This window comes from Salipiger bermudensis, from assembly GCF_019801965.1.
Lineage (GTDB): Bacteria > Pseudomonadota > Alphaproteobacteria > Rhodobacterales > Rhodobacteraceae > Salipiger > Salipiger bermudensis_A.
This window is the reverse complement of sequence record NZ_JAHVIA010000001.1, coordinates 426,874-439,918: the sequence shown is the minus strand read 5'-3', so window position 1 is coordinate 439,918 and position 13,045 is coordinate 426,874. Positions and strand designations below refer to the sequence as shown.

Below are 13,045 nucleotides of genomic sequence, written 5' to 3'. Positions count from 1 at the left end.
ACACCGATCAAAGGAGCCAGACCGATGGCCAACACGACGGCAAACACCCCGACCAGCACCGGAGCCTCGACCAGCATGAGCAGCAAGGACCGTGACCTCGACGCCCTGAGCGATCAGATCGCCACCCTCCGCAAGGACCTGTCCTCGCTGACCGAGATGGTCGGCGATATCGGCACCCGCCGCGGCCGCGAGGCCAAAGCCAAGGCGCGCGCCAAGGCCGAGGATGTGCGCGGGCAGGGCGAAGAGATGCTGCGCGACGCCGGTCGCCGCGTCGCCGAGTTCGAAGATCAGGCCATCGGCCAGATCCGCGCCACGCCGCTGCAGGCCGTGGGCATCGCGGCGGCTGCCGGCTTCCTGCTGGGCTACCTGAACTCCCGGAGGTAAGATCAGCTCATGTTCTACGCGCTCGAGCTTCGGCTGCGTCTTCTTATCCGCCGGATCGTCTTTGGAGCGCTTGCGCTGATCTGCGTCATCGTCTCTGCGGTCTACTTCACCCAAGCCGCGCTGGTTGCGCTGGCAGCCCGGTATGACCCGCAAATGGCCCTGCTGATCGTCGGCGGGGGCTATCTCGCGCTGGCCCTGATCCTCGTGCTCATGGCCAGCCGCCGTAAGGTGCCGGCTCCGCCGCCACCGCCGGCAACCAGCCTCGCCAGCCTGCTGGAAGCCTTCCTCGCAGGGCGCGCGGCAGGCACCGCCGCTGGCCGGCGCAGCGATGACGACGACGATTGATGACCAGGCGGGCGCCCCATGCGGGCGCCCGTTTCCGTTGCGACAAATGTGACATCTTCCGACATTGCGACACCCCGGATAGTGTGGCAGAACCTTAAGGGACCCTACTGAACGGAAGAGTTTAGCGGATGACCGATTTCGCCACGCGCCGCCGCATGATGGTGGATACGCAGGTCCGGCCCTCGGACGTTACCAAGTTCCCGATCATCGATGCCATGCTGCGGATCCCGCGCGAGGTCTTCGTGCCGGATTCCGAGAAGGAGGCGGCCTATGCCGGCCGCAACGTCCGGCTCGACCAGAACCGCGTGGTGCTCGAGCCGCGCACGCTGGCCAAGATGCTCGACGCGGTGAACATCGACAATGACGACCTCGTGCTCGATATCGGCGCCGGGCTTGGCTATTCTTCGGCGGTGATCGCGCGCATTGCCGAGGCCGTGGTGGCCGTCGAGGAGGACGAGAGCTTCACCTCCGACGCGCAGCGCCTGCTGATCGAGCACGCCGACAACGTGGTGCTGCACGAGGGCGCTCTTGCCGCCGGCGCCGCCGAGCACGGCCCCTATGACGCCATCGTCATCGAGGGCGGGGTGGCGCAGCTTCCCGAAGCGATCACCGATCAGCTCAAGGATGGCGGGCGCATCGTCTGCCTGTTCATGGAAGGGGCGCTCGGCACCGTGCGGGTCGGCTGGAAGATCGACGGCGCGATCACCTGGCGCTTCGCCTTCAACGCGAGCGCGCCGGTGCTGCCGGGATTCGAGAAGCAGGACGCCTTCGCCCTCTGAAGCGCGGCGTCTAACGCGTCGACAGGGAGGAGGCGGATGGTGCGCAGATCGGTACGAGGGGTCTTGACCGGGCTCTGCCTCGCTCTGGCGGGTGCGGTTCCCGCAAGCGCCGAAACCCTCGCGAGCGCGCTCTCCCGCGCCTACATCACCAGCGGCCTCTTGGATCAGAACCGGGCGGTGCTGCGCGCCGCCGACGAGGATGTCGCGCAGGCGGTCGCGGCGCTGCGCCCGGTGATCGGCTGGACCGGAAGCGTCACCCGCAGCTTCGGCGCGCAGAACGCCGCCTCGACGGCGGGCGTTTGGGTCGACTTCGCCAGCACCACCGCAAGCGCCAACCTGGTGGCCACCCTCGTGCTCTATGCCGGCGGCGCGCGGGTGCTGGGGCTTGATGCTGCGCGCGAGGCGGTGCTCGCGACGCGTGCGGGCCTTGTCGGCGTCGAGCAGCAGGTGCTCTACAACGGCGTCTCCGCCTTCATGGAGGTGCGCCGGTCGCTCGAGACGGTGCAGCTGCGCCGCAACAACGTCCGCGTCATCGGCGAGGAACTGCGCGCGGCCGAGGATCGCTTTGAGGTCGGCGAGGTCACCCGGACCGACGTGGCCACCGCCGAGGCCCGGCTGGCGGCGGCGCGCGGCCTTCTGGCGGCCGCCGAGGGCCAGCTCGCGGTCAATCGGGAGATCTACAACGCGGTGGTCGGCAGCTTCCCCGACAACCCGGTGCCGCCGCAGGGGCTGCCCCGCATCCCCGCGGACGTGGCCACCGCCAAGGCGCAAGCGCTGCGCCAGCATCCCGACATCGTGCAGCTGCGTCACGTTGTGGCCGGCAGCGACATCGCCATCGCCATCGCCAAGGCGCAGATGAAGCCGACGGTGAACCTCGAGGGGCGATGGGGCATGAGCGGCACCTTCGACTCGCGGGATGCCTCGCAGGGCGGTTCGGTCACGCTCGGGCTCAGCGGGCCGATCTATCAGGGCGGCGGGCTGTCCTCCGGGGTGCGGCAGGCGATGGCCAACCGCGATTCCGCGCGGGCGCAGCTCTACACCGCCGGTCAGCAGATCGAGCAATCGGTGGGTAGCGCCTATGCGCAGCTGCGCATCGCGCAGGCCTCGATCGTTTCGACGCAGGAGCAGGTCCGCGCCGCCCGTGTCGCCTTCGAGGGGATTCGCGAAGAGGCCACGCTGGGCGCCCGGACGACGCTCGACGTGCTCGATGCCGAGCAGGAGCTGCTCGACGCGTTGGCGGCGCAGATCTCGGCCGAGGTCGACCAGACCCTCGCGGCCTACGCGGTGCTCGCCTCGATCGGGGAACTGACCGCCGAGCGGCTCGCCCTCGACGTGCCGCGCTACGATCCGGCCGCCTATTACGACCTCGTCAAGACCGCTCCAGCCTCGTCCAGACAGGGCGAAGAGCTCGACCGTGTCCTCCGTGCCCTCGGAAAAAACTAGGCTCTCCGCATCGGTTGTCTGGAATCGCGGAGCGCGGTAGAGTTTTCGCGAGGCAAGAGTGGAAGTTGAATGTCCGACCCCGTCACGAATGTGGAAATCGAGGATGTGCTGTCCTCCATCCGGCGCCTTGTCGCCGATGACGCGCGTCCCAAGGCGGCGCCCGAGGCCGCGCGCGGAAAGCCCGAGCGGCTTCTCCTGACGCCGGCGCAGCGGGTCCCTGACGATCTTCCCAAGCCGGCGGAGCCGCGCAGCCGACCAGCGTCGAGGCCGGCGGCGGAGGTGCCCGCGTCGCAGCCGCAGGCAAGCGCGTCGAGCGACAGCGCCGCCTTTCCGTTCCGCCCGCACCGCGAAGGCCGCCCCGCGCTCGAGCGGCGGGAAAGCCTGACACCGGCATCCGACGCTTCCGATGCCGGCAAGACCGGCCCTGCCGCCGCCGCGCGCCGGCTGACCCTCGGGCTGGCCGCCTCGGATGACGAATTCGAAGAGATCTACGACGACACCGGCGATGCGCCCTCCTTCGATGCGTCCACCTTGCTCGGCAAGCTGGTTGAGGAGGAGCTGGCCCGCGCCTTGGCGTCGCCCGCCACTGAGCCCACTTCCGAGCCCGCCTCCGAGCCGGCGCAAACCGCCGCCACGGAGCCTGAGCCCGCCGAACCGGAGACGGATGCGCTGCTGAGCCGCATCGCCGAGATCGCGGCCCCGGAGCAGCAAGCCGCGCCGCGCGGGCAAGCGCACGAGGCGTTCGACGACGGCATCCCGACCGCAGATGTCCCGCTGCCCGAGCCGGAGCTTCCGGAGATGGTGCTGCCGGAGCCCGAGGCGTCGCCCGAGGTCGAGCCCGATGGTGGCCTGGCAGGCAAGATCGCGGCGCTCGAGGCGATGATCGCGCGCCACAAGGGGCTCGATTCGCCGGTGGCTGACGAGGCAGTGGCCCCGGAGCCCGCCGCAGAGATCACACTGGAGCCCTCTGCAGGGCTGCCGGAAGAGCCCGCGTCGAGCGAGGAACCGCCGCGTGCCGCCTTCGTCCACCGTCCGCAGCGCCCGCTGGAATGGCAGGATCACGTGGCCGAAGAGCCGCAGGATATCGCGCCGGAGCAGCCCGAATGGGCCCAGGCCGCCGTGTTCGAGGAGGTCGCGCCGGGGGGCAAGCCCGAGGCGCTCGTGCTCGAAGGTCCGGTCTGGAAGGGGGCTCCGCGCTCCGAGATCCCGGATATGCCCGGGCTGCCCGATGTCGCCGCCGCCGAGAGCAGCGATGCGCTGCCGGCGCCGGTCGAGCTGTTCGACGAGGACATGCTGCGCGAGCTGGTTTCCGACCTGATCCGGCAGGAGCTTCAGGGCGCGCTTGGCGAGCGCATCACGCGCAACGTGCGCAAGATGGTCCGGCGCGAGATCCACCGCATGGTGACCAGCGAGCATTTCGACTGACGGGGCGTCCGCGCCCCGACCCGCGCCGCAATTCGCATCTCCGAAAAAACCGAAAGGCGCTCCCTTTTCAGGGAGCGCCTTTCGTTCAACGTGCCGAGGGATCGGCAGATATTAGGCTGCTTCGGCGCGATCCGCCGCTGCTGCGGCGTTGCGGCGCTCGCTCTCCTCGCGCGACAGCGCGACCGAGGTGCGAATGCCCTTGCCGACAAATTCCATCAGGCCCTGAACAACACGTTCGTTCGGGTCGATGCCGGCACAGCTCAGAACTTCACGGCCGTCGCGCGACCGCGCCCAGCGGGCGATCTGCTCCGGGCCATTGCCGTATTTCTTGTCGTCGGCGATCGCGTCGTCGAGCGCAGCCAGAACCACGGCCGCAAAAAGCTTGCGTGCGCGGTTGCCCTGTTCGGCATTGAAGGCTGTGCTATCCACGAAATCTTTCATATTTCGACCTTTGATTATTGCTCTTGTCTTTTCCGGCGTGCGTGGCGTTATGAACCATTCCGTTCGATTCGGATACACCACAAACGCATGGCTGACATGCGCTCACATCATTGCTTATTTCTTACGCACTCGACATTCCGCTCCCGGCCGCGCGCGTCGTCTTGCATGGTCGGGACTGGGCAGATATAGGACCGGCCAGACAATCATCAACCTTTGGTCAAGGTCCAGCCTACCCATGCCCAAGATTAACGGTAACGAAATCCGCCCCGGCAACGTGCTGGAACACAACGATGGCCTGTGGGCTGCCGTGAAGGTGGACCATGTGAAGCCCGGCAAAGGCGGTGCTTTCGCTCAGGTCGAGCTGAAGAACCTGCGCAACGGCTCCAAGCTCAACGAGCGCTTCCGCTCCGCCGACAAGGTCGAGCGTGTGCGTCTCGAGCAGAAGGATATGCAGTTCCTCTACGAGGATGACGGCATGCTCATCTTCATGGACACCGAGACCTACGACCAAGTGCAGCTGCCCGCCGACATCCTCGGCGAGCGTCGCCCGTTCCTGCAGGACGGCATGACCATCGTGGTCGAATTCTACGATGCCGAGGCGCTGAACGCCACGCTGCCGCAGAAGGTGGTCTGCAAGATCGCCGAGACCGAGCCGGTGGTGAAGGGCCAGACGGCCGCCAACAGCTTCAAGCCCGCGGTGCTCGACAACGGCGTGCGCATCTCGGTCCCGCCCTTCGTCGGGCAGGACGAGGACATCGTCGTGAACACCGAAACCATGGAGTATTCGGAACGCGCATAACCCGCGCGCCGACCACTCTTGTCCCCGTGCGATCCGGGGGCAGACATGACGAGATGACCAAAGGCCTCCGGCGCAAAGCCCAGGAGGCCTTTTTCATGATCGACCATCTTCTTCAGACGGACCTGCCGCAGGTGGCCAGCCTGCTGAGCGGGCTCAACGCCCTGCATGTCCAGCGGGTGCCGCATCGGTTCCACGCCGAGGCCGACGAGCCGGCCTTGGCTGGGATGCTGGCCCACGAGCTCGATACCGGCGCGGAGGCGCTGGTCTACCGTGCCGAGGGGGTGGCGCGAGGCTACCTGCTCTGGCGGCCGCGAGAGGTGGCCGTGAGCGCCGTGGAGCGCCCGCGAAAGCTTGCCGTGCTCGATCACATCGCGGTGGCGCCGTCGTGGCGGCGGCGCGGCATCGCGCGGCGGCTGGTGGTCGGGTTCGAGGCCGAAATCGCGGCGCGCGGCTGCGACGGCTGGATCGCCAGCGTGCACAGCTTCAACGCGCCGTCGCGCGGGCTGATGCAGCGCGCCGGCGCAGAGCGGGCGGTGGAGGTCTATGAGAAGCGGCTGGGGTGAGGGCTCAGACGCCGGCGGCGTCGAGGCAGCGCGCCACCAGCCCGCGATAGCCCGCGCCGAAGAGCCGCAGATGCACGAGGGCGGGGAAGAGCTGGTAGATCGGACGCCGCTCGGCGCGGCCCGGCGCGGTGCCGCCATAGCCGCTCCAGAACAGCTCGGGCGGGGTGCCGAAGAGCTCGAGCATGGCGAGGTCGACCTCGCCGTCGCCGTGGTAGCAGGCCGGGTCGATCATCCACGCCGTGGCCTCGCCGAAAACCGCGTTGCCGGTCCAGAGATCGCCGTGGAGCAGGGCAGGGGGCGGGGCCTCGGGCAGGCGCTCGGGCAGCGCGGTGGCGAGCGCCTCGACACGGCGGGCGAGATCGGCGGGCAGGTGGGGCAGGAAGGGCAGCAGCCGGCGCTCGGCCCAGAAGGCGGGCCAGCTCTGCGCCGGGCCGTTCTCGATCGGGAGCGGACCGAAGGCATATTCCTCGGGCCAGCCATAGCCTGCGCCGCAATGCTCGTGCAAAGCCACCAGCCCGGCGCCGAGCGCCTCCCAGCCCGCAGGCGAGGGGCGGACGTCCTCAAGCCATTCGAGACAGAGCAGCTCTCCGGCCTGGTGCAGCACCCCGGGCACCGGCGCGCCGGCGGTGGCCATGGCGGCCAGCATCCGCGCCTCGGTATCGACCCGCGCGCCACGCTTCACCGCCATCACCCGGCCATCGCCAAGCGTGACCTTCAGCACTTCCGAGAGATCGCCGCCCTGCAGCGGCTGCGCCGAGGCAACTGTGGCGCCGAAGACCGGTTCGAGCGCCGCGAGGCTCATGGGGCGTAGCGCACCGTTGCGCCGTCAGCCGTCATCTCGCCCTTGGCCCGGTCGAAGCGCAGATAGGCGATGCCATGCCCCTCGGCCTGGGTGTAGAGCGTCCCGGCGGCTTTCTCGCCGGCGAGGATCTCACTGCCCACGGGGGCGCTGCCGCTGACGTCGACCTGCGCCAGCCCCTTGCGCAGCTCGGTCTTGTGTTTCATCCGCGCGGTGACCTCCTGACCGACATAGCAGCCCTTGCGGAAATCGACGCCGTTCAGGCGCTCGAACCCGGCTTCCAGGATGAAGGTGTCCGGCGTCAGCTCGACGCCGCTCTCGGGCACGCAGGCGGCGACGCGCAGGGCATCCCAGTCGGCGTCTTGCCCTGCCTGGCCATCATAGCCGCGCCAGCCCATGCGCGGATCGCGCGGATCGACGAAGGCGCCCTCCGGTTCGGCGCCGGTGCCGCGCGTCACGGCGATGTCGGTCTCGCTGATCGCGACCTTGGATCGCAGCTTGTACATGCTCAGCATGCGCATCAGGTCCGGCGCCAGCGCCGCATCGACATCGATCAGGATGTCGTCACCCTTGGGCACGAGGAAGAAATCGGCGCGGTACTTGCCCTGCGGCGTCAGCAGCGCGGCATAGACCAGCCCGTCCTTCAGCCGGGCGACATCATTGGTCACCAGCCCTTGCAGGAAATGCCCCGCCTCCGGGCCGCTCACCCGCAGCACCTTGCGTTCGCTCGTCATCGCGCTCTCCCGATCTGTCCGTCGCGTCGTCTGCCCGGCAATCTAGGGTGCCTTGGCGGCGGGTGCGAGGGGGTGTGGCTCAGGTTTCCGAGAACTGCATCGCGTGCAGCCGCGCGAAGGCGCCGCCGCGGGCGAGAAGCTCGTCATGGGTGCCTTCCTCGACCACGCGGCCCTGATCCATCACCACGATCTTGTCGGCGTGGCGCACGGTCGAGAGCCGGTGCGCGATGACCAGCGTCGTGCGCCCCTTGGCGAGATCGTCGAGCGCCGCCTGCACAACCGCCTCGGACTGCACGTCGAGCGCCGAGGTGGCCTCGTCCAGGAGCAGGATGGGGGTGTCGCGCAGGATGGCGCGGGCGATCGCCACGCGCTGGCGCTGGCCACCCGAGAGCGACGAGCCGCGCGGCCCAACCTGGGCGTCGAGCCCACCCTCGAGACGGGGCAGGAAATCGGCCACGTGGGCCGCCTCGAGCACCTCCTGCAGGCGCGCCTCGGAGACATCCTTGCGGCCGAGCAGGATGTTCTCGCGCAGCGACTCGTCGAAAAGCAGCGCTTCCTGGCTGACCACCGAGAACAGGCCGCGCAGCTCGGTGAGCTTCATCTCGGAGACCGCGGTGCCGCCGATCTCGACGCGGCCCTGCGCGGGATCGACGAGTCGGGTCAGCACGTTGAAAATGGTCGACTTGCCGGCGCCCGAGGCGCCGACCAGCGCGGTGGTCTTGCCGGCCTCGGCGGTGAAGCTGGTGCCGCGCAGCACCGGCGCGTCGCCATAAGAGAGGTGCACGTCATCGAGCACGATGCCCGGAACACCCTCCGGCGCGGGCTTGGGCTGGTCCGGGTCGCGCAGCGCCGGGACCATGTCCATCAACTCCTTCAGGCGCTCGATGGAGGCGGCGGCGATCTGCCAGGTGCCGCTGACCGCGCCGAGCCGGCGCAGCGGTTCGAAGGCCAGCGCGATGGCGGTGAAGAAGGCCATGAAATCGCCCACGGTCTTTTCGCCCGAGAGGATCTCGCTGCCGCCGTAGAACAGCACGCCCATGAAGCCGATGCCCGACATGATGTCGATCAGGCCGGGGATCGAGGCCTCGCCCAGAGTGGCGCGCACCTCGGTGCGAATGCGCTTGTCGGTGAGCTTGCGGTAGCGGTTGGCCTGGTATTCTTCGAGCCGGTTGAGCTTGACCGGCACGATGCCGTGGAAGATCTCGTTGAGGCGTGTCGAGAGCTTGGCCGAGATGTCGCGCGCCTTGCGAGCGTTGCCGCGCACGTAGCGCTGCGCGAAGACCGAGGGCAGCACCATGATTGGAGCGCCAATCAGCGCCACCAGCGTCCAGCGCCAGTCGATCCCCAGCGCCACGCCAAAGAGCGAGATCAGCGCGACCACATCGCGGCCGGCGCCGGTGATGATAATGCGCCAGACCTTCGAGATGCTGCCGACATCGCCCTCGATGCGCTGCATCAGGTAGCCCGGGCCGTAGGCCTGGTGAAAGCTGCCGTCGAGGCTCATGAGATGGGTCACGAGATCGTTGCGGATCGCTCCGACGGTGAGCTGCGAGACCCGCGACATCACCACCTTCTGCACGATGCTGGCGATGGCGCGCAGCAGGAAGCTGCCGAAGATCACCAGCCCGACCCACCAGATCGCGCTGCTGTTGCCGCCGACGAAGACGTTGTCGAACATCGGCTTCATCATGTAGCTGAGCAGGCCGAACATGGCGCCTTCGATGCTCATGAAGATCAGCGCGACGACCAGCAGCCAGCGGTGTTTCCAGAGGTAGTTCCACCACAGCCAGCTGAACAGCTTGCCGGAATTCTCCGTCCGCCCGGTCACGCCAGCTCTTCCGGCGGGCGCTTGGCGTCGAACCCGGCCTGAACCGGCTTGCTGTCATACTCCGTCGCGATCCACTCTTCGAAAGCGATCGGCGCGCGCCGGTTGCGGGCGGCGTAGACGTCGAGGATGTAGCCCTGGATGCCGGTGCGGGTGAACTCGAGATGGACGTATTTCAGCCCGAGCTGCTTGCGCGCCTCTTCCACCGGCACGCCCTCGAACACCATGAGATACACCGCCGAGGCAAAGCCCGCGCGGTCGGCGCCGGACTTGCAGTGAAACATCATCGGCTTTTCGGCGCTGCGCATGGTCTCGATGAGGGTGAGGATGCGCTCGCGCTTGGGCGCCATGCGGGCCCAGAGCTTGGCGTGCAGCAGCGTCAGGCCGAGATTCTCGCAGCTCTCCTTCTCGAAAAGATAGTGCGAGTACTTCTCTTCGCCGCGCAGCGTGATGACGCTTTTGATGCCCATCTTGGCGTATTTCTCGAACCGCCTGTGGGTCGGGTGGTTCGAGCGCCACACGCCGGGGGCGATCTGCCAGAAATTGGTCCAGAAGCTGCGCAGCCAGGCATGGTCGAAGAGGTTGTAGTGCAACGTCGACAGCGCCCGGGAGCCCGGGGTCGAGATGTCCTTGCCGAAGGAGCGGCGGAAGCGGCGCTCGGCGGTTTCGATCTTTTCCCAGAGTTGGGTGAGCATGTATGGCGTCCCGATGGTCTTGCGGCGGTTTAGTGGCCTTGGCCGCGCGTGGCAAGCGGCGGGGCGGATTGACGCCGCCGCGCCCGCGTTTAGGTTGGCGCCGACCCCGGAATTTCAAGGGGTGCTTTTACGGAGAAAACCCATGTCCCTTGCCCACGGTCGCCCGTACCTGGCCATTCCCGGTCCGTCGGTCATGCCCGACGCGGTGCTGCGCGCGATGCATCGCGCATCGCCCAATATCTACGAGGGTGAGCTTGTCGACATGGTGGCCGCGATGATCCCCGACCTGTGCTACGTGGCGCAGACCGAGGGCAATGTGGCGATCTACATCTCCAACGGCCACGGCGCATGGGAGGCGGCGCTGTCGAACGTCGTGGCCGAGGGCGAGAAGGTGCTGGTGCCGGCCACCGGGCGCTTCGGTCACGGCTGGGCTGACATGGCGGTGGGGCTCGGGGCAGAGCCGCAGATCATCGATTTCGGCCGCAAGACCCCGCTCGACGTAGCCCGGGTCGCCGAGGCGCTCGCGGCTGACAAGGCCCACGAGCTGAAAGCTGTGCTGGTCACTCATGTCGACACCGCGAGCTCGGTGCGCAACGACGTGGCGGCGGTGCGCCGCGCGCTCGACGATCTCGGCCACCCGGCGCTGCTGATAATCGACTGCATCGCCTCGCTGGCCTGTGACGAATTCCAGATGGACGCGTGGGGCGCAGACGTGATGGTGGCGGGCTCGCAAAAGGGCCTGATGGTGCCGCCGGGGCTGAGCTTCGTGTTCTTCAACGACCGCGCCGCCGCGCGCAGGGTCGAGATGAAGCGTGTAAGCCGCTACTGGGACTGGACGCCGCGTGCCAACCCCGAGTTCTTCTACCAGTATTTCGGCGGCACCGCGCCGGCGCATCACCTCTACGGCCTGCGCGCCGCGCTCGACATCATCCGCGCCGAGGGCATGGAGGCGATCTGGAAGCGCCACGCCACGCTGGCCCGCGCGATCTGGGCCGCGGCGGATGTCTGGGGATCGGATGGGCCGCTGTCGATGAATGTCGAGGATCCGACGGTGCGCAGCCACGCCGTCACCGCGCTGCGCGTCGGCGCCCCCTACGGCGCCGAGCTGCGCAAGTGGACCGACACCACGGCGGGCCTGACGCTGGGCATCGGGCTGGGCATGTCAGAGCCGGACGACCCGATGGGCACCGGCTTCTTCCGCATTGGCCACATGGGGCACGTCAACGCTCACATGGTGCTTGGTGCGCTGGGTGTGATCGAGGCGGGGCTGCATGCGGTCGGCATTCCGCACGGGCGTGGTGGTGTCGTGGCCGCGGCCGAGGTGATCGGCAACGCCGTCTGATCGCGGGCGGTGCGGCTCAGGCCGCGCCGTTCAGCCGCCGGTCGAGCAGGGTGATGAGGTGGTTGACCGCGACTCCTGCCAGCGCCACCGCGCCAAGGCCCCAGCTCACCCAGATCACGCCGAAGATCCACAGCATGTTGATGAACAGGAAGAACAGCGCGGATGAGGTGTAATCCGGTGCCGGCTGGCGGGTGCGGTTGTCCATGGGCAGATCCTCAGATGTCGGCGCGGGCCACCAGCATAGCACAGGTGACACCGCGACTTTGGGATCGAACCCTTTACGCAAGGTAATGGTTCCGTGATCGGGCGGGGCGGAGCCGGCTCAGCACACGGTTTCGCGCGCCTCTGCCAACGCCTTGGGCAGCTCTTCGGCGAGGATGTCGAGATCGGCCTCGGTGCCGGCACTGATCCTGATGCAACGATTCTGCGGTGCCACGAAGGGCATTCGGACAAACACGCCGCGTTGCGCCAGCCCCTCGAGCACTGCGCGGGCGAAGGCGCCGTCGCCGCCGCAATCGACCGCCACGAAATTGGTGGCGGAGGGCAGGGCGCTCAGCCCGTTGGCCACGGCGATGGCGGTGATGCGATCGCGGGCGGTGCCCACGAGATCGCGGACCTCGTCCAGCCACGCGTCATCGAGCAGCGCCGCCAGCGCGCCGGCCTGCGCCGCGCGGTTCATCGCGAAGTGGTTGCGGATCTTGTCGAAGGCCTTGATCAGCGGCTCGGCACCGAAGGCAAAGCCCACCCGCGCCCCCGCCATGCCATAAGCCTTTGAGAAGGTGCGGAAGCGGATCACCCGGGGATCCTCCGGGTCGATCTTCGGCGCGGTGCCCTCGGGGGCAAACTCGATATAGGCCTCGTCGAGCGCCAGCACCGTGCCCTCGGGCAGAGCGCCGAGCGCAGCCTCGATGGTGGCGCCATCGATCCAGCTGCCCATCGGGTTGTCGGGGTTGGCGAGGTAGACGATCTTGGCATCGACCTCGGCCGCCTTGGCCATCAGCGCCGCGATGTCCTCGGCGTCGTCGCGATAGGGCACAGTGTGCAGCACGCCGCCATAGGCGTTCACGTGGTAGTTGAAGGTTGGGTAGGCGCCCTCGGAGGTCACCACCGCGTCGCCGGGCGCGACCAGCAGCCGGACGAGATAGCCGAGGCAGCCGTCGATGCCTTCGCCGAAGACGATGTTGCCATGGCCGCAGCCGAGGCGCTTGGACAGCTCTTCCTTCAGCTCGAAATGGCTCGGATCGGCATATTTCCAGATATCCCCATCCGCTGCTTGCAGCGCGGCGATGGCCTTGGGCGAGGGGCCGAACACGCTTTCGTTGGCACCGAGGCGGGCGCGGAAGACGTGGCCGCTGGCGCGCTCCTGCTCCTCCGGGCCAACGAAGGGCACGGTGGCGGGAAGGCGGGCGATGAGGTCGGGAAATCTGGGTCCGTGGGTCATGGCGGCGATTTACGGCCTGCCGTGGTTCGC

General features: G+C 68.1%; 15 protein-coding genes. 8 read left to right on the top strand and 7 right to left on the bottom strand.

The features are described from left to right. Positions 1 to 24 precede the first annotated feature (24 nt). The 5 genes from KUV62_RS02175 (at position 25) to KUV62_RS02155 (ending at position 4,376) form a co-directional block, all read left to right on the top strand. Entirely contained in the window at positions 25 to 384 is a 360-nt protein-coding gene (locus KUV62_RS02175) for a YqjD family protein (protein WP_222602031.1), read from the top strand. Between the two features lie 9 nt (positions 385 to 393). Then, a complete protein-coding gene (locus KUV62_RS02170; RefSeq protein ID WP_222602030.1) occupies positions 394 to 729 on the top strand; it encodes a phage holin family protein in 336 nt (111 codons plus the stop codon). A 128-nt stretch (positions 730 to 857) separates the two neighbouring features. Continuing rightward, complete coding sequence (locus KUV62_RS02165) at positions 858 to 1,508, top strand: protein-L-isoaspartate O-methyltransferase family protein (RefSeq protein WP_222602029.1); 651 nt, start codon at positions 858 to 860, stop codon at positions 1,506 to 1,508. 36 nt (positions 1,509 to 1,544) lie between these two features. Further along, positions 1,545 to 2,951, top strand: a complete 1,407-nt coding sequence (locus KUV62_RS02160) for a TolC family outer membrane protein (protein ID WP_222602028.1) — start codon at positions 1,545 to 1,547, stop codon at positions 2,949 to 2,951. Between the two features lie 69 nt (positions 2,952 to 3,020). Beyond that, positions 3,021 to 4,376, top strand: coding sequence for a hypothetical protein (locus KUV62_RS02155; protein WP_222602379.1), 1,356 nt, complete (start codon positions 3,021 to 3,023; stop codon positions 4,374 to 4,376). Positions 4,377 to 4,487: 111 nt separating this feature from the next. On the opposite strand, the gene KUV62_RS02150 is transcribed toward KUV62_RS02155, so the two are convergent. Beyond that, entirely contained in the window at positions 4,488 to 4,817 is a 330-nt protein-coding gene (locus KUV62_RS02150) for a DUF6280 family protein (RefSeq protein ID WP_007797315.1), read from the bottom strand. A gap of 235 nt (positions 4,818 to 5,052) precedes the next feature. On the opposite strand from KUV62_RS02150, the gene efp reads away from it, so the two are divergent. Further along, the gene (efp, locus tag KUV62_RS02145; protein WP_222602027.1) at positions 5,053 to 5,616 is read left to right on the top strand and encodes an elongation factor P; all 564 of its coding nucleotides are present in this window, start codon (positions 5,053 to 5,055) and stop codon (positions 5,614 to 5,616) included. Positions 5,617 to 5,711: 95 nt separating this feature from the next. After that, entirely contained in the window at positions 5,712 to 6,179 is a 468-nt protein-coding gene (locus tag KUV62_RS02140) for a GNAT family N-acetyltransferase (RefSeq protein WP_261395187.1), read from the top strand. A gap of 4 nt (positions 6,180 to 6,183) precedes the next feature. Here KUV62_RS02140 and KUV62_RS02135 read toward each other — a convergent pair whose 3' ends face one another. The 4 genes from KUV62_RS02135 to KUV62_RS02120 form a co-directional block, all read right to left on the bottom strand. After that, positions 6,184 to 6,981 carry a fructosamine kinase family protein gene (locus tag KUV62_RS02135; protein WP_222602025.1) on the bottom strand — a complete coding sequence of 266 codons (798 nt, stop codon included), beginning with the start codon at positions 6,979 to 6,981 and terminating at the stop codon, positions 6,184 to 6,186. Beyond that, entirely contained in the window at positions 6,978 to 7,712 is a 735-nt protein-coding gene (locus KUV62_RS02130) for a YgfZ/GcvT domain-containing protein (RefSeq protein WP_222602024.1), read from the bottom strand. The genes KUV62_RS02135 and KUV62_RS02130 overlap by 4 nt, the downstream gene beginning before the upstream one ends. A gap of 79 nt (positions 7,713 to 7,791) precedes the next feature. Beyond that, positions 7,792 to 9,540 (bottom strand): ABC transporter ATP-binding protein, encoded by a 1,749-nt coding sequence (locus KUV62_RS02125; protein WP_222602023.1) that lies wholly within the window; start codon positions 9,538 to 9,540, stop codon positions 7,792 to 7,794. Then, complete coding sequence (locus tag KUV62_RS02120) at positions 9,537 to 10,232, bottom strand: fused DSP-PTPase phosphatase/NAD kinase-like protein (RefSeq protein WP_222602022.1); 696 nt, start codon at positions 10,230 to 10,232, stop codon at positions 9,537 to 9,539. The genes KUV62_RS02125 and KUV62_RS02120 overlap by 4 nt, the downstream gene beginning before the upstream one ends. Positions 10,233 to 10,374: 142 nt before the next feature. Here KUV62_RS02120 and KUV62_RS02115 point away from each other — a divergent pair, with 142 nt between their 5' ends. Next, on the top strand, positions 10,375 to 11,574 hold the full coding sequence (locus tag KUV62_RS02115) for a pyridoxal-phosphate-dependent aminotransferase family protein (protein WP_222602021.1): 1,200 nt from the start codon (positions 10,375 to 10,377) through the stop codon (positions 11,572 to 11,574). 16 nt (positions 11,575 to 11,590) lie between these two features. On the opposite strand, the gene KUV62_RS02110 is transcribed toward KUV62_RS02115, so the two are convergent. Then, positions 11,591 to 11,779, bottom strand: a complete 189-nt coding sequence (locus tag KUV62_RS02110) for a hypothetical protein (protein ID WP_007797338.1) — start codon at positions 11,777 to 11,779, stop codon at positions 11,591 to 11,593. A 117-nt stretch (positions 11,780 to 11,896) separates the two neighbouring features. Beyond that, positions 11,897 to 13,015 carry a pyridoxal phosphate-dependent aminotransferase gene (locus KUV62_RS02105; protein WP_222602020.1) on the bottom strand — a complete coding sequence of 373 codons (1,119 nt, stop codon included), beginning with the start codon at positions 13,013 to 13,015 and terminating at the stop codon, positions 11,897 to 11,899. Positions 13,016 to 13,045: the final 30 nt, after the last annotated feature.